At 53.3% G+C, this 21215-nt stretch carries 18 protein-coding genes; 8 read left to right on the forward strand and 10 right to left on the reverse strand.

What is annotated here, in order from left to right; genetic code table 11:
* Positions 1-20 precede the first annotated feature (20 nt).
* The gene (locus EAH77_RS21375; protein WP_140474883.1) at positions 21-1520 is read left to right on the forward strand and encodes an amino acid permease; all 1500 of its coding nucleotides are present in this window, start codon (positions 21-23) and stop codon (positions 1518-1520) included.
* Positions 1521-1590: 70 nt separating this feature from the next.
* Here the strand turns inward: EAH77_RS21375 and mqo are convergent, their stop codons facing one another.
* The 5 genes from mqo to EAH77_RS21400 all read right to left on the reverse strand — a co-directional run bounded on the left by mqo (position 1591) and on the right by EAH77_RS21400 (position 6036).
* A complete protein-coding gene (gene mqo, locus EAH77_RS21380) occupies positions 1591-3240 on the reverse strand; it encodes a malate dehydrogenase (quinone) (protein ID WP_140474885.1) in 1650 nt (549 codons plus the stop codon).
* Between the two features lie 302 nt (positions 3241-3542).
* Complete coding sequence (locus EAH77_RS21385) at positions 3543-4316, reverse strand: anti-sigma factor family protein (RefSeq protein WP_140474887.1); 774 nt, start codon at positions 4314-4316, stop codon at positions 3543-3545.
* Entirely contained in the window at positions 4313-4768 is a 456-nt protein-coding gene (locus EAH77_RS21390) for an RNA polymerase sigma factor (RefSeq protein ID WP_140474889.1), read from the reverse strand. The genes EAH77_RS21385 and EAH77_RS21390 overlap by 4 nt, the downstream gene beginning before the upstream one ends.
* A gap of 94 nt (positions 4769-4862) precedes the next feature.
* Entirely contained in the window at positions 4863-5399 is a 537-nt protein-coding gene (locus EAH77_RS21395; RefSeq protein ID WP_140474891.1) for a tetratricopeptide repeat protein, read from the reverse strand.
* Positions 5400-5430: 31 nt separating this feature from the next.
* Positions 5431-6036, reverse strand: a complete 606-nt coding sequence (locus EAH77_RS21400; protein WP_241673511.1) for a cytochrome b — start codon at positions 6034-6036, stop codon at positions 5431-5433.
* Between the two features lie 250 nt (positions 6037-6286).
* Here EAH77_RS21400 and EAH77_RS21405 point away from each other — a divergent pair, with 250 nt between their 5' ends.
* Positions 6287-7033, forward strand: coding sequence for a flagellar brake protein (locus EAH77_RS21405; protein WP_140474893.1), 747 nt, complete (start codon positions 6287-6289; stop codon positions 7031-7033).
* A gap of 21 nt (positions 7034-7054) precedes the next feature.
* Here EAH77_RS21405 and EAH77_RS21410 read toward each other — a convergent pair whose 3' ends face one another.
* The gene (locus EAH77_RS21410) at positions 7055-7813 is read right to left on the reverse strand and encodes an SDR family NAD(P)-dependent oxidoreductase (RefSeq protein ID WP_140474895.1); all 759 of its coding nucleotides are present in this window, start codon (positions 7811-7813) and stop codon (positions 7055-7057) included.
* 127 nt (positions 7814-7940) lie between these two features.
* Between EAH77_RS21410 and EAH77_RS21415 the strand changes: the two genes are divergently transcribed.
* The 4 genes from EAH77_RS21415 to EAH77_RS21430 all read left to right on the forward strand — a co-directional run bounded on the left by EAH77_RS21415 (position 7941) and on the right by EAH77_RS21430 (position 12527).
* Positions 7941-8840, forward strand: coding sequence for a LysR family transcriptional regulator (locus tag EAH77_RS21415; protein WP_170215687.1), 900 nt, complete (start codon positions 7941-7943; stop codon positions 8838-8840).
* A 126-nt stretch (positions 8841-8966) separates the two neighbouring features.
* A complete protein-coding gene (gene yhjD / locus EAH77_RS21420) occupies positions 8967-10091 on the forward strand; it encodes an inner membrane protein YhjD (protein WP_140474899.1) in 1125 nt (374 codons plus the stop codon).
* Positions 10092-10378: 287 nt separating this feature from the next.
* Complete coding sequence (locus EAH77_RS21425) at positions 10379-11701, forward strand: MFS transporter (RefSeq protein ID WP_140474901.1); 1323 nt, start codon at positions 10379-10381, stop codon at positions 11699-11701.
* Positions 11702-11753: 52 nt separating this feature from the next.
* Positions 11754-12527 (forward strand): CDP-diacylglycerol diphosphatase, encoded by a 774-nt coding sequence (locus EAH77_RS21430; RefSeq protein ID WP_140474903.1) that lies wholly within the window; start codon positions 11754-11756, stop codon positions 12525-12527.
* A 125-nt stretch (positions 12528-12652) separates the two neighbouring features.
* Here the strand turns inward: EAH77_RS21430 and EAH77_RS21435 are convergent, their stop codons facing one another.
* Both EAH77_RS21435 and pdeH read right to left on the reverse strand, forming a co-directional pair.
* Positions 12653-14716 carry an AsmA family protein gene (locus tag EAH77_RS21435; protein WP_140474904.1) on the reverse strand — a complete coding sequence of 688 codons (2064 nt, stop codon included), beginning with the start codon at positions 14714-14716 and terminating at the stop codon, positions 12653-12655.
* Positions 14717-14822: 106 nt separating this feature from the next.
* Entirely contained in the window at positions 14823-15599 is a 777-nt protein-coding gene (pdeH, locus tag EAH77_RS21440) for a cyclic-guanylate-specific phosphodiesterase (RefSeq protein ID WP_140474906.1), read from the reverse strand.
* A 294-nt stretch (positions 15600-15893) separates the two neighbouring features.
* Between pdeH and EAH77_RS21445 the strand changes: the two genes are divergently transcribed.
* Together EAH77_RS21445 and EAH77_RS21450 are read left to right on the forward strand one after the other, a co-directional pair.
* Positions 15894-16097: a 2-hydroxymuconate tautomerase family protein gene (locus EAH77_RS21445; RefSeq protein WP_140474908.1), complete on the forward strand. Its 204-nt coding sequence runs from the start codon at positions 15894-15896 to the stop codon at positions 16095-16097.
* A 201-nt stretch (positions 16098-16298) separates the two neighbouring features.
* A complete protein-coding gene (locus EAH77_RS21450; protein WP_140474910.1) occupies positions 16299-17231 on the forward strand; it encodes a sugar kinase in 933 nt (310 codons plus the stop codon).
* 594 nt (positions 17232-17825) lie between these two features.
* Here the strand turns inward: EAH77_RS21450 and EAH77_RS21455 are convergent.
* Positions 17826-19331 (reverse strand): M16 family metallopeptidase, encoded by a 1506-nt coding sequence (locus tag EAH77_RS21455; protein WP_140474912.1) that lies wholly within the window; start codon positions 19329-19331, stop codon positions 17826-17828.
* Positions 19332-19668: 337 nt separating this feature from the next.
* Positions 19669-20952: a dicarboxylate/amino acid:cation symporter gene (locus tag EAH77_RS21460; protein ID WP_140474914.1), complete on the reverse strand. Its 1284-nt coding sequence runs from the start codon at positions 20950-20952 to the stop codon at positions 19669-19671.
* Positions 20953-21215 lie beyond the last annotated feature (263 nt).

Consider the following 21215-nt stretch of genomic DNA (forward strand, 5'->3'; position numbering starts at 1 on the left):
ATCGCAGTTGGAGAATCTTTATGGCCGGGTCGAGCAGAAACACTATCGGTAAGTTTGGATTATTATCCATGACATTTGCCGCTGTTTTTAGCTTCAATAATGTCATCAATAACAATATTCAGTTGGGCATCGCATCTGCGCCGGTCTTTCTGCTGGCGACGCTGATTTATTTTATTCCGTTTTGTCTGATCATCGCCGAATTTGTCTCACTCAATAAAAACTCGGAAGCCGGGGTTTATGCCTGGGTAAAAAGTGCGCTCGGTGGCCGCTGGGCCTTTATGACGGCGTACACTTATTGGTTCGTGAATTTGTTTTTCTTCACGGCGCTGCTTCCACGCGTTATTGCCTATGCGTCTTACGCGTTTTTAGGGCATGACTCTATTTTCACACCGGTCACCACCGCCCTTATCAGCATCTGCTTGTTCGCCTTTTCCACACTGATCTCCAACAGTGGCGCAAAATTACTCGGGCCGATGACCTCGGTAACCTCCACCTTAATGTTGCTGCTGACTTTCTCTTATATTGTGCTGGCGGGCGCAGCGCTTATCGGTGGCGTGGAACCCGCGAATCCGATTAATGTTGAAGCCATGACACCGCATTTTAACTGGGCATTCTTAGGCATTATTGCGTGGATATTCCAGGCGGCGGGCGGCGCGGAATCGGTCGCGGTATATGTGAATGACGTCAAAGGCGGCAGCCGCTCGTTTGTCAAAGTCATCATTATTTCCGGGCTGGTGATCGGCGTGCTGTATTCCATCGCATCCTTGCTGATTAACGTGTTCGTGGCACAGTCCGCGCTGCATTTCACCGGCGGTACGGTACAGATCTTTGAGGGTTTGTCGGCGCACTTTGGTCTACCGGCGGTGCTGATGAACCGCTTTGTCGGCGTTATCTCTTTCACCGCGATGTTTGGCTCATTGCTGATGTGGACAGCGGCTCCGGTCAAAATTTTCTTTACTGAAATTCCGAAAGGTATTTTTGGTGAGAAAACCATCCGCCTGAATAAACACGGCGTGCCGACGCGCGCGGCGTGGATCCAGTTTTTAATCGTCATCCCTCTGATGTTAATTCCAACATTAGGCTCCAATAGTGTGCAGGATTTAATGAATACGTTGATCAACATGACCGCCGCGGCATCAATGTTACCGCCGCTGTTTATTATGCTGGCATACCTGAATTTACGGCTGAAATATGACAGCGTCGAACGCGATTTTAAGATGGGCTCGAGAATGCAGGGCATTGCCATTGTCAGTACCCTGATTGTTATTTTCACCGTCGGGTTTATTGCTTCGACCTTCCCGACCGGCGCCAGCATTATGACGATTGTGTTTTATAACGTCGGCGGCCTGGTGCTATTTCTCGGCTATGCGTGGTGGAAATACAACAAATACTCGAAAAGCCTGGATACTCAAACCCGTTATCACGAAGACACTCCGCTGGCGAGAAGGGTACTGGAATCACAACATGAGAAAGCCCGCGTAAATAAAGCCAACCCGCTTAACGCGCTGTCCGGCACCTAACGGCCAGTATTGCGCGCATAAAAAAACCGCCGGGTTAAAGGCGGTTTTGCATTTTATCTCAGTCGACAATTTACAACGCGACGTCAGCCACCTGTTTCTGCTCCTGCCCCGGTTTAGGGGCAGAAGAATTATCCGCCGCCGGCGCCGGTTCGACCGGTTTTGGCTGTGGATTGTCCAACATCAGAACACGGCTGGTGTCGCCCAGTTCTTTTTCAGTGGCTTCAACATTACCGTTCAGTTGCGTGCCATACGAAGGGATAATCTCCTTCAGTTTGGCCTGCCATGCTGGCGTCGCGACTTTGTCTTTGAAGACTTTTTCCATCAGGTGCAGCATGATCGGTGCGGCGGTAGAAGCGCCCGGTGAGGCCCCCAGCAGCGCGGTGATGCTGCCATCTTTGGCGCTGACCACTTCGGTGCCCAGGCGCAGAACGCCGCCTTCTTGCTCATCTTTTTTGATGATCTGCACGCGTTGACCCGCTTCCCACAGACGCCAGTCGGCTTTCTTCGCATCCGGGAAGTATTCACGCAGCGCATCAAAACGGTCGTCGTCGGACAACATCACCTGGCTGACCAGGTATTTCACCAGATCAAAGTTGTCGATACCGACGTGGGTCATCGGCATGATGTTGGAGAAGTTAACGCTGCCGAACAAGTCCCACAGGGAGCCGTTTTTGAGGAATTTGCTGGAGAAGGTGGCGAACGGCCCGAACAGCAGAACCTGTTTGCCATCAAGAATGCGGGTGTCGAGGTGCGGAACGGACATCGGCGGCGAGCCAACGGACGCTTTACCGTACACTTTCGCCAGGTGACGTTTTACCACGTCCGGGTTTTCCGTCACCAGGAATTCACCGCCGACTGGGAAGCCGCCGTAGTTATCCGCTTCAGGAATGCCGGATTTTTGCAGCAGGGTCAGAGACGCGCCGCCTGCACCGATAAACACGAATTTTGCTTTGATGACACTCTCTTTGTCGCCATTTTTCAGGTCAGCCACCGTCACGTTCCAGGTGTTATCCGGGTTACGTTTGATTTCACGGACTTCGTGGCCGAGGCTCAGTGAGAAATTAGGTTTCTTCTGCAAAGAAGCCACCAGCTGGCGCGTGATTTCGCCGAAGTTCACGTCGGTACCGATCGGAATACGGGTCGCTGCGACTTTCTGTTTCGGGTCGCGGCCTTCCATCACCAGTGGGATCCACTGTTTGATTTTCGCCGGGTCTTCTGAGTATTCCATGCCACGGAACAACGTGCTTTGTTGCAACGCGGCGTGGCGTTTACGCAAGAAGTTGATGTTGTCGTCGCCCCACACAAAACTCATGTGCGGCGTGCTGTTGATGAAGGAGCGCGGGTCATGCAGTACGCCATTCTCCACCTGATAAGACCAGAACTGGCGGGAAATCTGGAAGGACTCGTTGATCTCAACCGCTTTGGAGATGTCGATGCTGCCGTCGGCTTTTTCCGGCGTGTAGTTCATTTCCGCCAGCGCGGAGTGGCCGGTACCGGCGTTGTTCCAGCCGTTGGAGCTTTCCAGTGCAACACCATCCAGACGCTCAACCATATTGATTGACCAGTCCGGTTCTAATTCCTGAAGGTATGTCCCCAACGTCGCGCTCATAATGCCGCCGCCGATCAGTAGTACATCGACGGGCTTTTCATCTTTTGCGAACGTTGACTGACTGAAGGCAACCACGTTAAGGCAGAAGATCATGGCGAGTATTTTTCTCATGACGTCTGTTTCTCTGAATGTTTAGTTTTTGTTTTGCAGGTGAAAGCTATCCAGATCTCCCTGGATAAACGAAATCAACAACCCGATGCGGTGGGAAACAAGCGATTATTTCCACAGAGTGTGAAAGGACAATAATGCGGAGTAACGAAAACAGCGGCAAACAACGACAAATCAACCACACAAATGTTACCGAATACTCATATTATCGAGATTTCGCAAACATTTTAACATTGCCGTTACGTGCATTAACAATAGTTTACTGCTTTAAATAATTACATAAGTGAGTGTCACGGCCACCTTCCTCAGGCAATGGTGGCCCGCAAAGCCCCCGCACGCACCGCCATTTCCGCTGCCGGGCAGTGGCCGATGAACATAAAGTTGTAGCCAGCATTGCGCCAGTAAACCACGTTCATCCCCTGTCGGATTTCACTCTCCTGCGGCGTACTGTTTTGCTGTTCGCTGCGGGTAATACAGAGCGCCATCGGCCCGTACTCTTCATCGAGATAAGAGATCTGTGCAATATCATAGTCGTCGTAATGCAGAATGCGGGCATTCTTCAATGTCGCGCCCGGCACCGCCAGTGCAGCCGGGCTTAACGCGATACCCAGCGTGTTTTGTACCCGCGAGAGCTGCTGTTGTTGCTGTTCGGCGGTATCATTGACGTCCGCCAGCGTCTGCGCGGTATACAGCGACATATAACCGGCAACGCGCTCGCGCCAGTTGCTATCGGCGGCAGAAACCTGTGCCGAGTAACGTCCGGCGAGCAAGCCGACCGCCAAAAAACTCACCGACGCCGCCAGCAGTCTGCGGCGACTTATCCCGACCGGCCTGACGGCTTCAGGAATGGCATCGAGCCGTGCCTGTAAAGCAGCCAGCGGTGCCTGCGCCAGCATCGGCTCAAAGGCATCGTGGAAAGGTAAACTACTGTGCGAAAGCAACGTCAGGCGTTCGCTGAGGATCTCATCCTCCTGCAAACGCCTGGCAAACTGTTCACGTTCGGCGCGGCTGAGCTGGTTATCCAGATAAGCTACCAGCACCTCATCAGAGAAAGGAACGGGAAGACACTTTTGCGTCATTTTTTCTCCCCCTGTTGCGCATGGCGTGCAGCAACCGCCGTTTTCGCCAGCGTCTGCCGCGCGGTGGCCAGCCGGCTCATGATCGTGCCCACGGGAACGGCAAGAGTATGCGCAGCTTCCTGATAGGTAAAACCTTCGACATAAACCAGAAATACCGCATTGCGCTGAGCCTCCGGCAAACTGCCGACCTGTTGCATAACCTGCCGCTGCCAGCGGCTGTCTTCGAAATCGCTGGCTTCACTGACCGGGTCCAGATCATTGATATCAACAAATCCCTGCCCCTGACGCACCTGCTGCGCCCTGAGTTCATTGACCCAAATGGAATGCAGAATCGAAAACAGCCAGCGGTCGATGCGGGTTCCCTCCTCAAACTGCGGGCTGCGTTCCAGCGCCCGCACGCAGGTGGATTGAACCAAATCATCAGCCACGTCGCGCTTGCGCGACAACACCATGCCATAGCGCCAAAGACGCGCCAGGCAGAGGCTCAGTTCGTACCGGATTTCAGTGGGCGTGATTTTTCACAACCTCGTCGTCAGTCAGACAACATCAGGATTCAGGATGCCCGGCGATCGCAGCATTGAGATCGCGATACTCTTCGCAGCCGGTGCCGCAAATGCTTTTGATGGTTGCCAGTTGGGCTTTAGCTAAATCAGGACGGCCTTTGATCATATAGGCTTCGCCAAGGTATTCGCGCACTTTGGCGTAATGGCCATCGAGCGCGATGGAACGTTGATAATAGCCGATCCCTTCATCCGTGCGACCCAGTTTGCGCGTCGCGTAGCCACGGTAGTTCCAGGCTTCGCGGGTATTGGGTTGTTGCAGGGTATCGAGCAGCGTCAGCGCTTCCTGATAACGGCCCGATTTCGCCAGATGATAAGCGTACTGGGTTTTATCCTGATCGGAAATCATGCTGCCTTTCTCGACCATACAGCTTTTGGTTTTACTGTCGTAAACCTGGCCTTTCGGGCAGTCTGGCGTTTTTTGCGAGTCGTCACCCATGGCGCTGGCGGCGACGGAAAACAGCGACAGCCCGGCGACCAGGCACAGCGCTGACAAGGCTTTAACGGAAGTGATGGTTTTCATATTGGTGTCCTGAGATCACTGCGTTGACGGATTATGAGCGGCCGTGGCTGCCCGGTAACATGCGGCGCAAAATGCCGTCGCGTAACACGTAATGGTGGAACAGCGCGGCTAGAGCATGAACGCCCGCGACGATGATCAGCGCCCAGGCCACGTTGTTGTGCAGCATCCCGAAGGTACTGGTCATGATGCTGTCGAAATTGAAGACGTCGGGGATCGGGAATAAACCGAAGAAATAGAAGGGCTCAGCCTGCGACCAGCGGAACAGAAAGCCGAGAACAATCTGCGCGACCAACAATAAATAGAGCACCAGATGCGTCAAATGTGAAACGGCTTTCATCAGCGTCGGCATGGCGATGGGTGCCTGCTTGCTACGACCGGTACTGACGGTAAACAGCCGCCAAAGCAAACGCCCGATAATTATCACCGCCAGTAAAATACCCATCGAGATATGCACCGATTGCAGCCCTTTGCGCAGCGGCGTGCCACGTTCCAGCACCTCCCAAATATGCGCACTGGCAAACATAAAGATGACAATCAGCGCTGTTGCCCAGTGCAAGGTGATCGTCAGGCCGTCATAGCGATGACGAAGCGGTGAAGCGGAAGAAACCGAGTGTTTTTGCATAAAAGAAGCGTCCATAAGTGTCCTGTTAAGAAGTAAACACCTGAGGATGGGTTTTTATTCGATTTTATTTATCAATCTGGGAAAATAAATTTCACGTCGTCGAAGGGAGAACGTTCTGCGGCATGGCGTTAATCCTAAAAAAACAGTAATGCTGAAAAAGAGATAAAGCTTCGGCACCTGTTGCCGATAACCGTTATGACCGCTTTTTTAAGTCAAATTGAGCACCGGATAACCAAAATAATAAAATACTGATGGGGTATGGCAGGTGAGCGAAGCATCGAAAGAGCAATTTGTCAGACGCAATAAGCTGGGGATCCTGGCGGTTCTGCGTGACCTGAAAAAGAACAATACGCTGGTAATGGTGAGCCACGGGCGCGGGCAATTTATCAGCAAAATCCTGGAAGTTCTGCCAGATACCAATCAGTTACTGTTCGACCTGGGCAGCGGCGATTATGACAATCAGTTGGCGAAAGAAGCTCAGACGCTACGTTTTGTGGCAGAGCCTGCCGGTGCCAAAGTGGAGTTCACGTCCGGCAAAATTCATGAGATCAGCTGGCAAAATCTGCCGACGTTCAGCTGTGAAATTCCACCTGAGCTCTATTTTATTCAGCGTCGTGAGTATTTTCGCGTCAACATTCCGTTGCAGCCGGCCTATATTTGCAGCGGAAAATTCCCCGACGCCAGCGACTTTGCGTTCAAGCTGAAAGATATCTCGCTCGGCGGCCTGGGGCTGCATGTAGATAAAGTGATGCCGCTGTGCATTGAGTCTGGTGCGGTGATTAAAGATACGGTGGTGGAACTGGCGGAGTTTGGTTCGTTCAGGCTGGATCTGGAGTTTATCAGCGCAATGGACCGCAAGTCGGTGAGCAATAAAGGCGAAACCGTCACCACGCAAAGATTGAGTTTCAAGTTTCCGTATTTATCGCCCGCACAGGAACGTGACCTGCAACGGGCGATTTTCGAGCTGGAAAAGCAGCAGAATCAGAAAGCCAAACGCTTCCAGGAGGACTGATTTAGCCGCTCCAATAAGCCGTTAGATAAACATACCGCCCGACGCTTCTACACGCTGGGCGTTCATCCAGCGGCCAGCATCACTGAGCATCAGCGCCACCATATCGCCGATATCGTCCGCCAGCCCAACGCGTCCCAGCGCCGTGTTATCCGCCACCATTTTGTTCACTTGCGGGTTATCACGCACCATACCGCCGCCGAAATCCGTTGCAATGGCACCTGGCGCGAGCACGTTGACCGAGATCCCACGCGGGCCCAGCTCTTTCGCCAGATAGCGGGTCAGGACTTCCACCGCGCCCTTCATAATGGCGTAGGCCGAAGAACCCGGTAGCGCAAAGCGTGTCAGCCCGCTGGAGACGTTCAGAATGCGGCCGCCATCGGCCATGAGTGGCAGCAGTTTTTGCGTCAGGAAGAAAGGTCCCTTCAGATGGATGTTCATCATCAAATCAAACTGCGCTTCAGTGGTTTCGCTAAACAGCGCATGGTTGCCCACGCCTGCGTTGTTAACCAGATAATCGAACGTATCGCGCTGCCAGACCTGTGCCAGCTGCTTTTTCACTTCGGCGGTGAAGGCATCAAAACCGCCGCTTTCTGCCGTATTCAGCTGCAGGGCAACGGCTTTGCCGCCCTTGGCTTTGACAGACGCCACGACAGCCTGAGCGGTGTCGGCCTGGCTGTTGTAAGTCAGAATGACATCAATTCCCTGATCCGCCAGCTTCTCTACCGCGTTTTTGCCTAAACCACGGCTGCCACCGGTCACTAATACTATTTTATTGCTCATTTTAAGACTCCGCAGTGAATTTTATAGGGTTGCTGTGTACGAAATACAGACTATTAGACGACAGAGTAATGATAAAGAGCACATAATGAGTTTCACTGTCTCAACTCAAACAACAATCGGGCAAAATGTGGATAAAATTCAATCAATGCAGGTGTTTGTGCGGGTGGCGGAACTGAGTAACTTTACCCGCGCTGCCGAAAGCCTGGGGATGCCCAAAGGCAGCGTGTCACGGCTGGTACAGCAGTTGGAGACGCGGATGTCGGCACGTTTGCTACACCGTTCGACCCGCCGCGTGCAGCTGACACAAGACGGCCAGGTGTTTTACGAGCGCTGCAAAGAGCTGCTGGCCAATATGGACGAACTGGAGTCGATGTTTCAGTCGCATCCGTCAACGGTGAGCGGGCGGCTGCGCGTTGATATGTCAGTCGCGATGGCCCGCGATTTGGTATTGCCGCGGCTGGGCGAGTTTCTCAACCGCTATCCGGCGATCGAAATTGAGCTTAGCAGCACCGACCACCGTGTCGATGTGGTACGCGAAGGGTTTGACTGCGTGGTGCGCGTAGGGGCGCTGAAAGATTCGGGGCTCATCGCCCGCCCGCTGGGTGAGTTCACCGTCGTCAACTGCGCCAGCCCCGGTTATCTGCAACGTTACGGCACGCCCGAGCACCCGAACCAGCTGACCCAACATGCGATGGTGCATTACGAGCAAACCCTCGGCAGCCGCCCAACCGGGTTCGAATATCTGGAGGGAAATCTATTGAAAGTAGTGAAAACCGGGGGGGCCGTAACGGTCAACAGCACCGAGACCTACTCGTCGGCCTGCCTTGCGGGACTTGGCATTATTCAGGTGCCGCTAACGGGTGCACGCAACGCACTGGCCAGTGGCAAACTGGTGAGCATCCTGCCGCAGTTCCGCGCCCCGCCAATGCCGGTGTCGCTGGTTTATCCGCACCGGCTTAACCTGTCCCGACGCGCCAAATTGTTCATGGACTGGATGACGGATATCGCTCACGACTTCATTGCCTGACCCCAGGTATTGGGCGCTTCAGTGAACAGTCCGTGAGCCGTCGGCGCTCCCGGTGCCTGCGCGCGGCCTGTGGCGGGCTATACTAACGACATGGAAAATTTTTTAGATTAAGGACTGAGTGGATTAATGCCGACCACAACAGAAAATAAAACCCCCAAGCAGGAAGATCTCAAGCCGCTGATTATGCTCAAAACCGGTAATCATACGGTGGACAAAAATATCACCCGCGCCTCAACGCTGATTGCCCGAGTGCAAGCCTGGGGCTGGGTCGCTCACCTGATACGCACCACCGAGCGCTTTAATGATCGCCTCGGTAGCCAGTTCGGTGCGGCTATCACCTACTTTTCCTTCCTGTCGTTGATCCCCATCCTGATGGTGTCCTTCGCCGCCGCCGGTTTTGTGCTGGCCTCCAACCCCGATCTGCTGGCCAAACTTATTGGCAAAATAGTCAACAGCATCAGCGACCCGAACCTGGCTAATACCCTCAAAAACACCGTCAACACGGCCATCCAGCAACGTACGGCGGTTGGGTTGTCCGGCTTGTTGATTGCGCTTTATTCCGGCATCAGCTGGATGGGGAATCTGCGTGAAGCGATCCGCGCCCAGTCGCGCGATGTCTGGGAGCGTAATCCGCAGGATCAGGAGAAAATCTACAAGCGCTACGCCCGTGATTTTATCTCGCTGACCGGCCTGGTACTGGCGCTGATCATTACGCTGTCGCTGACGTCCATCGCCGGTTCGGCGCAAAAAACCCTCGTGGATGCGCTGGGCCTGGGGGGTATCGAATGGCTGCGCCCGGTGCTGACCTCGGTGACGTTGGTTATTTCGATTGCTGCAAACTACCTGTTGTTCCTGTGGATTTTCTGGATGCTGCCGCGCCACAAACCGCGCAGAAAAGCGCTGCTGCGCGGTACGCTGCTGGCGGCCATTGGTTTTGAGGTGATCAAGTTTGTGATGACCATGACCCTGCCGCGGCTTGCCAGTTCACCGTCCGGTGCGGCTTTCGGTTCGGTCATTGGTTTGATGGCGTTCTTCTACTTCTTCGCCCGCCTGACGCTGTTTGTGGCGGCCTGGATAGCCACTGCGCAGTACAAAGACGATCCGCGAATGCCTGAACCTAAAAAGAAGGCGGCACATCAGGAGAAAAGCACAACGGGAAACGACAGCGAATACACGCCAGACAACCTCATCGTGCCAGAGGAAATACACATAGCAGCAGTTAACGCTAAAAAAAGTCCGATAAAGCAGTGATTAAAACCAATCAAGAACCACCTCTACCCTACAAACCAGAATAACTGACTGAGGCCGATACTTTTCTTTTGCGCTTTTTTAGTCAGTTACTCTGTCTTTTACCTATTCGGCAAACTTATGACTGGCAAACTCCGGTCATCAGCAAACAATCCCCCAATCCCGCTCAAAACGCCCTGTTCCCCGACCTGAGTCGCGTTGAAATGCCATCGCGCTGTGCTTAAGATGCCTTTTCGCTATACATTTATTTACATTAGTTCCTACTCACTCATTACAAATAAGAAACACTTATGCAAGTCACTATCACTCCAGAATTAGAAGCTGACGCGAATTTGGTGAGTCAGAACTCACGCGGCAAAGTCATCGTGGCATCGCTCATCGGTACGGCCATTGAATTTTTCGATTTTTATATTTACGCCACGGCAGCCGTCATTGTTTTCCCGCACATTTTCTTCCCGCAGGGGGACCCGACAGCGGCCACACTGCAATCGCTGGCCACCTTCGCTATCGCCTTTATCGCCCGTCCGATTGGCTCGGCGCTGTTTGGTCATTTCGGTGACCGAGTGGGTCGTAAAGTGACCCTGGTGGCTTCACTGCTGACCATGGGCATCTCCACCGTAGTGATTGGCTTGCTGCCGACTTACGCCACCATCGGCGTCTTTGCGCCACTGTTACTGGCGCTGGCGCGTTTTGGTCAGGGTTTGGGTCTGGGCGGCGAATGGGGCGGGGCGGCGTTGCTCGCTACCGAGAATGCGCCACCGAAAAAGCGTGCGCTGTACGGCTCATTCCCTCAACTTGGCGCACCGATTGGCTTCTTCTTCGCCAACGGTATGTTCTTGCTGCTCTCCTGGCTGCTGACCGAAGAACAGTTCATCGCTTGGGGCTGGCGCGTGCCGTTTATTCTGTCTGCCGTACTGGTACTGGTAGGGCTGTATGTGCGGGTGTCGCTGCATGAAACGCCGGTGTTTGCCAAAATAGCCAAAGCCGGTAAACAGGTCAAAGTGCCGATTGGCACGCTATTTAGTCAACACCTGAAACCTACCGTGCTCGGCACATTTATCATGGTCGCCACGTACACGTTGTTCTATATCATGACCGTCTATTCGCTGGGTTATGGCACCATGCCGAAACCGCTGGGGCTTGGCATCACCCGTAACGATTTCCTGCTGATGCTGATGATTGGCGTGGTCGGATTTGGGGTCATGGTGCCGATTGCCGGCCAGCTCGCCGACGCCTTTGGCCGTCGCAAAACCATGATTTGCATTACGCTGCTGATGATCGTCTTCGCCCTGCTGTTCCCGACCCTGTTGGGTTCCGGTTCTCAGGCACTGGTGATGGTGTTTCTGCTATGCGGTTTTCTGGTGATGGGGCTGACCTTTGGCCCGATGGGTGCGCTGCTGCCGGAGCTGTTCCCGACAGAAGTTCGCTACACCGGTGCATCCTTCTCCTATAATGTGGCATCGATACTCGGTGCATCCGTTGCGCCTTATATCGCCACCTGGCTGGCAACCCGCTACGGGCTGTTTTATGTCGGTGTCTATCTGGCATCAATGGCAATGTTGACCCTGATTGCACTGCTGTTAACCAAAGAGACCCGCGACCAGTCACTTTAATTGATCCCACTGACGCAGCGGTTGCTGCGTCAGTTTTTGCCAAGGACACCCCATGCGTTTCTCACACCGACTGCTTATTCCGCTGATTATATTCGTGGTGGTGATCGCTGCCGCTCTGTGGTTGTTTCTGCCGCATAAATCCAATCCCAACGCGTTATGGAATATTATCAGCCAGAAGTGCGTGCCCAATCAGCGCGCCAATGGCCAGCCTGCGCCATGTGCTCAGGTCGATGAAAAACAAGGATTTGTGGTCCTCAAGGATATCAACGGACCGTTGCAGTATTTGTTGATGCCTACCGCCAAAATCACTGGCATGGAGAGCCCGGCGTTGCTCGAAGAGAGCACACCGAACTACTTCAGTCAGGCCTGGGATGCACGACACTACATGGCGGAGAAATACGGCAAGACGATCGATGACAGTAACGTATCGCTGGCAATTAACTCGCAATACGGACGTTCACAAAATCAGCTGCATATTCACATCTCCTGCCTGCTGCCGGCGGTGAAAGATACGCTGGCGAAAGATGCGGGTCAGGTGGGTTATCGCTGGCAGGAACTGCCGGAGCCGCTGGTGGGCCACACTTATCTGGCACGGAAAGTGGATCCGGCAGAATTAAATCAGAAAGGGGCTTTCCGCCTGCTGGCCGAAGGCGTTCCTCAGGCGCACGAAAAGATGGGGCATTTCGGCATGGCGATGGTCAGCCTGCCAGGCGGTCATTTCTTGCTGCTGGCCAACGAACGCAATCTGCTGAAGCTCAATAACGCCTCCACCGAAGAGATCCAGGACCACAACTGCGCGGTACTGGATCCGGTGCCGAAGGCTTAGTCAGACAAACAGGGCTGGCGAAATACCAAAACGTTTCGCCAGCTTGTTGATGTGCTCAACCAGAATCAGCGCCTCTTGATGATCCTTTTCTTTTGTTCTTCTCCTTTTCAGAGGAGGAACAAAGACTACTTCTGCTTCATCTTCTGCAAAATCGGGCCGCACTGGTTCTGTTCGTTATCACTTGGAGAGATCAGCGCCAGCAACGCAGCGGCGGGGGCGACGATGGCACCCAGCGCAACGGCGGCGGCACCGCGGGCAATAAGTGGCCCCGGTTTCACCCCGGCATCCGGGTTTTTATAGGTACCGCGCACGTAGAGCGGCGAACGCAGGGTCAGAATACGCACGCCTTTGCTTTCAGGGTCAATCGTCAAATCCAGACGTTCGGTGGCCATATTGGTGGTACCGCTGATATTAATCACGGCGTTCTCGGTGTCGAACACAAACAGTCTTGGCGAGACCAGACCGTTTTTGACATTCACATCGGCCGCCGCACAGTTAATGGCCACTTCGTCATCACCAAACAGTTTTCCGACCACATAATTACCGACGTTAAGGCCGACAATTTCCATCAGCCCACGGCTGATCACCCCGTCATTAATCAACAGCTTCATATCACCGTTACTGCTACCGAGCAGTTCGGCCACCGAATTACCGGTCCCGGACAGCGTGGCGTCACCGTTCAAGTCCCCCAGACTGCGTTCCATCGACTGCACACTTGGCAGCAGTTGTTTCAGCTTCAGACCGCGCGCATGCATATCGACGCGGCCCTGCATCGGCGATTTATCCCCTTCCAGCCGCACAGTCGAATTGAGATTGCCACCTGCCACGCCAAAGCGCAGCGGGTCCATCAGGATCACGCCGTTAGTCAGTTTAAGGTGGGTACTCAGATCGCTTATCGGCAGGGATTTCCCGTGCTCAATGCGTTTGGCACTGAATTTCACGTCAGCATCCATCACATCCCAGCTCTTGGTATCAAATTTCTCAACCGGCAGAACTTTATCGGATGGCTGGCGGGTTTTCTCCTCACGCTTAGCCTTATCCTGGTTGGAATCTGCACCGATCAGCGGTGCAAGATCGGCGAAACGCAGCTGTTTTGATTCGACATTGCCGACCAGTGACGGGCGCGGTTTACTGGCGCGGTAGGTCAACGAACCATGAATATCGCTGTCGCCAATTTCACCGTTGAAGTTCTGATAGCGGTACACCGCGCCGTCTTTTTCATGCAATGTGGCGCTCAGGTGGCCGTCGGTGGAATATGGCGGCGTCTGCGGCAGCAGCACGCCAGTCAGGCCATAGAGGTCAGACAGCGTCTGCCCGGAGAATTTGAGGCGCAAATCCAGTGCGCCAAGATTCATCGGATCCGTCAGCGTACCGGCTACCGCCACCCGGGTATCGCCAGAGCGCACATCAGCCTGCAACGGGAAGCGGGAGTTCGGGTCTTTCAGCGCCAATATGCCGCCGATTTTACCGCTGCCAGACAGCGGCTCACCGTTGTATTTGCCGTCCACCTTCCAGCCGAAGACGTAATTCGGCGTTTTTCCATTGTCGGCCGTGGCTTTATCGCCTTTCTCACCAACCACTTCGGTGAAAGGTAACGGCTTACCCAGCGGGTCAATGACCGCGCGGAAATCCGCTTTCAGCGGTGCGTCTTTATAGTCAATCTGGCCCCGGTCAAATACGATATCGTTTAAGGTAAATGACCATGCAGAGGCCGGCTGGGACGGATCTTGGGTGTCGCTGTTCGCCAGATTGAAGGTCCAGTTATTTTTGCCATTTGCCAGGCGGAGCAATGATGCATTGGGCTGTTTCAGCCAGATACGCGGGATCAGCACCTCTTTATGCAATAACGCCAGTGGCGCAATACTCGCCTCTACGCGAGCCAGCGTGACCATCTGTGCATCTTTTTTGTCGCCCGGTACGTCTTGCGGATTACCCAACACGATGTCTTCTGCATGAATGTGTGGCCAGGGCACCCAGGCGCGCCAGCCGGCCTCATCTTTCTGGCGTGACCAGTCAACACCCAGATTGCCGCGAATGGCAAAGGGGCGATTAAGCTCAGTTGAGACTTTTTGATTGATGGTGGGTTTCAGGCGATTCCAGTCAAACATCGAAATGAAAATAATGATGGCAATCAATATAATAACGATAATACCGGCCACCCAACTCACCACTTTACCTGTGCGTGTCATTAGCCTATTCCTATCAGACAATTAACTGATTAATAGAGCTAACCATAGTTGAGTTTGCGGCAGCTTGCATAATGGGCAAGGGAAGGAAAAACGAGGCAGGGCGTGATCAGTCCTCGAAATTTATGGGCAGTTTATCCAGTAAATCGAAGGTCTTAGGGCGTGATAAGTAATAACCCTGCGCGGCCAGCGCATCGGAATCACGCACCATACACCACTCCTGTTCGGTTTCGACGCCCTCGATGATCACGCCTTTACTGTAGCGGTTCATCAGGGTAACCAGCGTATAGAACAGGCGGGAGCCCTCTTCACTTTGACGCAGCAAAATAAACAGATCGCGGGCAATCTTGATGTATTCGTAATGCCAGGTGGTGAACGAAGAGAAGTTGGCAATGCCCTGACCGAAATCATCAAGCCACAGACGGTCGGCCTGCTCAATTTGCGACAGCGGGATGCTGAGGGCGTTTTCGGCGCTCTCTACCAGCTCGAAACGCACATAGGGCATGTTGTTGATCTGGCGCTTCAACGCACCATCGACCTGTAAGGCTTCCAGCACCTGTCCATCCACATTGATGGAGGCCAGCAGGCTGTGATCGACAAACATTTCCTGCCACTGCTGTAACAGGTCCAGTTGCTCCTGAACGATCTGCACGCGCTTGCCTAAGGCAATGGCGACAAAGTAGTGTTCAGGGGAGACGAATTTCTGCGGCTCCGACGGGTGAAAAACACCGGTCAGTAGCTCAATACCCAGTAACTTCCCGGTAGTCCGGTAAATGGGCTGAAAACGGTACACCCTCTGGCATTGCCGCCAGTAAGACTGTGCCCGAACACGTTCAATTACAGCGATAGAAGGCATCATCAGACCTAACATCATCTTTGTTATCATATTTTTTTGCCGCCATACTTTCTGCTGTCATACCCTTCACCGCTATACGCTTCGCCGTCATAAACGCGATAGGTCACTTGCGGCAAATATTTTGCGTGACTACACGGGTAGTCCGGCCCCCTGCAATTCTTTCGTAGTGATATCTATCGGCGTTGCGCGAGGAAACTTTAATCACCGGTGGCGAGAGAGGGGAAATAGAGGGCACAAAATGTCTGGGTGGTGCGCTGGAAGTTCCGCCGGGCAAGCTTTACAGTGAAAGACTCAATTGAACCTGTGATACATCTGGAGAAAACTATGCCTTTCGTCAATATCAGAATTACCCGCGACGGTGCCACCGCTGAACAGAAAAAAGCGCTGATCGAGGGGGTAACCCAACTGCTGGTTGATACTCTGAACAAAAATCCGGCGACCACCACGGTGATCATCGATGAAGTGGATACCGATAACTGGGGTGTGGGCGGACGCACCGTGACTGACCTGCGCAGTGAAGCGAAGTAAGGGTCTGCGCCCCGGTTAAAGACATGGCGAAAGCTTGCAGGCTTTCGCTTTTTTTATAAATTTTTTCCGCTTCTTCGATACGTCTCGTAAAAAAAATAAAACTGCGTTTTAATACTATTGACTGCCCTGCATCTTGCGAAGAGACTAGGCGCATCGTTTCGCTTACTCCATTTTCATTTCTCAAGACATAGGCCCGTTTCCATGACCAGCAAAAACATTGCCGTTATCGGCGAGTGCATGATTGAATTGTCACAGAAAGGCTCTTCCCTGCATCGTGGGTTTGGCGGTGACACTCTCAATACTTCGGTTTATATCGCCCGTCAGGTCCCTGAAGAGGCGCTCAAGGTGCATTACGTTACGGCTCTTGGCACGGACAGCTTCAGTAATGAAATGCTGGCAGCCTGGCAGCAGGAAGGCGTACAGACCGATCTCATTCAACGTCTCGACGATAAACTTCCCGGCCTCTATGTGATTGAAACGGACGACACCGGCGAACGCACATTCTATTACTGGCGCAATGACGCCGCCGCGCGTTACTGGCTCGACAGCCCGCAGTCAGCGGAGATTTGCCAAAAGCTGGCGGAGTTTGACTACCTGTATCTGAGCGGTATCAGTCTGGCCATTCTCAACGATGAGAGCCGTGAACGCCTGATGGCACTGTTGCAGTCCTGCCGCGCACGCGGTGGCAAGGTGATTTTCGATAACAACTATCGCCCGCGCCTGTGGCCAAACAAAGAGAAAACACAAGCCGCGTATAACGCCATGCTTTCGTGTACTGACATCGCCTTCCTGACGCTGGACGATGAAGATATGTTGTGGGGTGCCAAGCCTTACGAAGAAGTGATTGCCCGTACCCACGCGTTGGGGGTAAGCGAAGTGGTGATCAAGCGCGGAGCCGACAGCTGCATTGTGTCCGCCTCTGACGGCAAACAGTATGACGTTCCGGCGGTGAAAATGCCGAAAGAGAAAGTCATCGACACCACCGCCGCCGGTGACTCTTTCAGCGCCGGTTACCTCGCCGTCCGCCTGACCGGCGGCAGCGCCGAAGCAGCGGCTGTGCGCGGGCATCTGACTGCCAGTACAGTGATTCAGTATCGCGGGGCGATCATTCCCAGGAAAGCGATGGCTTTTTAAAAAAGCTAAGGCAAAACCTTGGGCTGCCGCCCAAACCGGCCTAAAGAGGCGCCTATCGCCGCGCCTCTTTAGAATCTCCGGCTCTTTAACTGCGCGCTATCGCTGAATCGGGATGGCCGTGTTCCAGTTATCTCCGTGATAGCCGCAAAATGTCGCCGCTTAGGCGGTGCCTTCGCTGCGGGTTCGAGCCTCAGGTCTCGAACCCCTTGCTCAGCGCCATTTTTGAATGCGGCCCACACTTTTTTAAAACATAAAAGCAGATCGGGTTTTGTTTTTAGTCTTCCATCTTTTGATTTACATAGCCGCTAAGGCGCAGTCAAAAATGGCACCGGATGAGAGGTTCGAGACCTGAGGCTCGAACCCGAAAGACGGGGACGGCGAAGCCGTGACATTTTGCGCCGTGAACGGAAGTGGCTGAAACACGTGCCCTGCCAGCGGCGAAGCTGTCGGTGTTTCATGAAAAAGCGCGGAGTCCAGAGGCCTGCGGGTCTCTGGTCGGTGTGGGCCGACGCCCACGACCTTGAATTTGAATTTGAATTTGAATTTAAAAGATTCGAAGGGGTAAAAGGGGCCAAAGCCCCTTTATCTACAACGTTATTGTGCTGGCGCCGCACCCGGCGCATTACTCACTGCATCAGCCGGAACCACCGCAGGCACCATGATTTGATCATAAGCTTCCTGCAGGGCTTTGGCGCTCATCTCAGGTTCGCCTTTCGGCTGGACCAGTAATAAGGCGGGATCGCGGGAAAGCTGCTGTTTCAGCTCCTGATTCAACACCGGCAAGGTCAGCGTAGACAGGAACTCCTGACGCAGCTTCTGATATTGCTCCGGGGCGATATCCACGACGCCGTTTTGCTGTGAACGCAGTCGCTGGCTCATCAGCACGTCAGTATCAGTACGCGCGTAGGTGGCAAACAGTTTGCTGAGTTGATCCTTCTTCTTAGCAATCAGAGTGTCAAATTCTGCCTGCGACAGGCCGTTATTACGCACTTTGACCAACTCCTGCGCCAGGTTCTTCAGCGAGTCGAGCATCTTCTCCTGAGATGCATCCATACGGATGGCACACTGCGCACGCTGATACTGCACACGACAGTCAAAACTCAGATTAGATACCGGCTTCTCACCCGTTTTGGCTTCTTTGCCTTCCGCTGTCGTTTTTAAAGACTGCTGTAAATGCCAAAACAGCGCTTCACGCGCCAGATCGCTGCGCCAGTAATTACTCAGCGCCTGCGAATCCTGAATGGGTTGCCACGGCATATCCCACAGCAGAGAGAGTTTGTCCTGCGTCAGCGAGTCGTCCATCAATGTCATGGCTTTTGGCGTTAAACCCGGCAACGTTGGCAGGGTCTGCGGCGTATGACGCGATCCTTTGAGCGCGGAGAACGTCTTGTTGATCTGCTCCATCATGCTACGGTTGTCAACATTCCCCACCACGTACAACGTCATGGCGTCAGGCGTGTACCACTGATGATAAAACTGGCTGAGTGCTTTGATATCAATAGGATGGGCGGGTAACTGGCTTGGGTCATGGCCGAGCAGCGTTGAGCCGGTCAGACGATAGCGCCACCAGGCATCTTTAGTGTCCGTTGGCAGCGCACCGATAGGGTCTTGCGACATACGGGCGGCATTACCCACCGTTTCTTGATTAATCACCATTTTGCCACTGGTGGCGGCAAGCCAGGCCAGTGCTTCTTTTAACAGGTCAGGCCGGCCATTCGGCAGGCTGATGTTATACATGGTGAAATCATACGAGGTGATGGCCGGAGGCAGTGGCCGATCACTGTTGATGCTTTGCTGCCAGAATGACTGTAACTGAGAGCTACTGAAGCCTTCAGCATGGGTCAGAGCAATTCGGGGCAGAAAATGTGCGAAACCGGATTGCTGACTTGATTCAGCCAGAGAGCCAGTACCGACGATAAGACGTAATTCGATGCGATCGCTTGGACGTTGCGGCGTAGCCAGCATTTGCCAGGTAAAACCATTGTCTAATTTACCCTGCTGCCAGGCCGGATCAGGCTGTAATGCTTCAGCCTGTGCGTTGCCTGCGGCTGCTGCCAGCAGCAATCCACCAACGAGTAAACGAATTTTGGTGCCCTGCATGTGAACCCCTACGTAATGACAATCCAATGTTCTGAGTGCTAGTCCTGCCGGCGTCTTTCGACCCACCCACAGGATATCAATGTGTAAAAACGAAGACGGCAAAGTTTAGCACTCTGTTAGACCGCACGTTTTTACCGATGTCACCGTTCTCACGAAATTTTTGTTGGAAATCACTACCGAAGGGACACCGGGGATAACACATTATGAAGATAATCCAATGGTTACATCAAGCAACCGGTGGATTTATAGGAAAATTAGGCATGAAAAAGGCAGGATTCGGAAATTCCGACCTGCCTTTTAACTCTTTTTAATCAATTTTTTAGAAGGACCTAATCTGTCAGGCTGATTTCTCAGCCACTGCCAGACCTTTCCGACCCGATAAAGTGGCTTTCAACTGACCTTCGTCCAGTTGATTGCACCATTTTGCCACCACCACCGTCGCCACACCGTTACCCACCAGATTGGTTAAGGCACGGGCCTCGGACATGAAACGGTCAATCCCCAGAATCAGCGCCAGGCCGGCAACCGGAAGGTGGCCGACGGCAGAAAGGGTCGCCGCGAGGACGATGAAACCGCTGCCGGTCACGCCTGCGGCCCCTTTTGAGGAGAGTAACAGCACCACCAGCAAGGTGATCTGATGCCAGATATCCATGTGGGTATTGGTCGCCTGCGCAATAAATACCGCCGCCATCGTGAGGTAAATCGAGGTGCCATCGAGGTTGAAAGAGTAACCGGTTGGAATAACCAGTCCCACCACCGATTTTTTACAACCCAGACGCTCCATTTTGTCGAGCATACGCGGCAAGACGGATTCAGATGAAGAGGTACCCAGAACAATCAGCAGCTCTTCTTTTATATAGGCAATAAATTTGAAGATACTGAAACCGGTGAAGCGGGCGATAAGCCCCAGCACCACCACCACGAACAGCACGCAGGTCAGGTAGAAGCACAGGATAAGCTGACCCAGTTGCACCAGCGAACCCACGCCATATTTACCGATAGTAAACGCCATCGCACCGAAAGCACCCAGCGGGGCAAGGCGCATGATCATATTGATGATGCCGAAAATCACTTTCGCGAAGCTCTCGATGAAGTTGAAAACCAGCTGGCCTTTATCCCCAAGGCGATGAAGCGCAAAACCGAACAGAACCGCAAACATCAGCACTTGCAGGATGTTACCGCTGGCAAAGGCCCCGATCACGCTGCCGGGAATAATATCCAGCAGGAAAGGAACAATGCCCTGGCTTTGCGCCTGCTCGGCATACATCGCCACGGCTTTGGCATCCAGCGCGGCCGGATCGACATTCATCCCTGCGCCCGGTTGCACCACGTTGACGATAACCAGACCGATAATCAGCGCGATAGTACTGACGATTTCGAAATAGAGCAGAGCAATCGCGCCGGTACGACCCACGGCCTTCATGCTTTCCATACCGGCGATACCGGTAACGACGGTACAGAAGATCACAGGAGCGATGATCATCTTGATTAATTTAACAAAACCATCACCAAGAGGCTTCATTTGCGCACCCAGATCAGGGTAAAAGTGCCCCAATAAAACGCCCAACGTGATCGCCGTCAGCACCTGAAAATAAAGGCTTTTGAAGATATTCGTTTTCATTTATTGCCATCCTGTAGTGATACAACAACCCTACCTTCACTGTGGGTAATGCCCATAAGTGATAGGCGGGAAAATAACACCGACATAACAAGATGGAAATAATTTGTTTCGTTTTGCAATCCCTGTTGTTTTAAAACTAGAACTGAAAGCTTTCAGCAGAAAAGTAACAAGATGCGGGATACATCAAAACAGCAGTAACGAAAGGGGAAATCCGTGGCGTCTGGCCCCGCCAGGCAGTGAAATACGGGGTGGGCGTCGGAAGG

The sequence above is a fragment of the Ewingella americana genome (assembly GCF_006438725.1).
GTDB lineage: Bacteria > Pseudomonadota > Gammaproteobacteria > Enterobacterales > Enterobacteriaceae > Ewingella > Ewingella americana_A.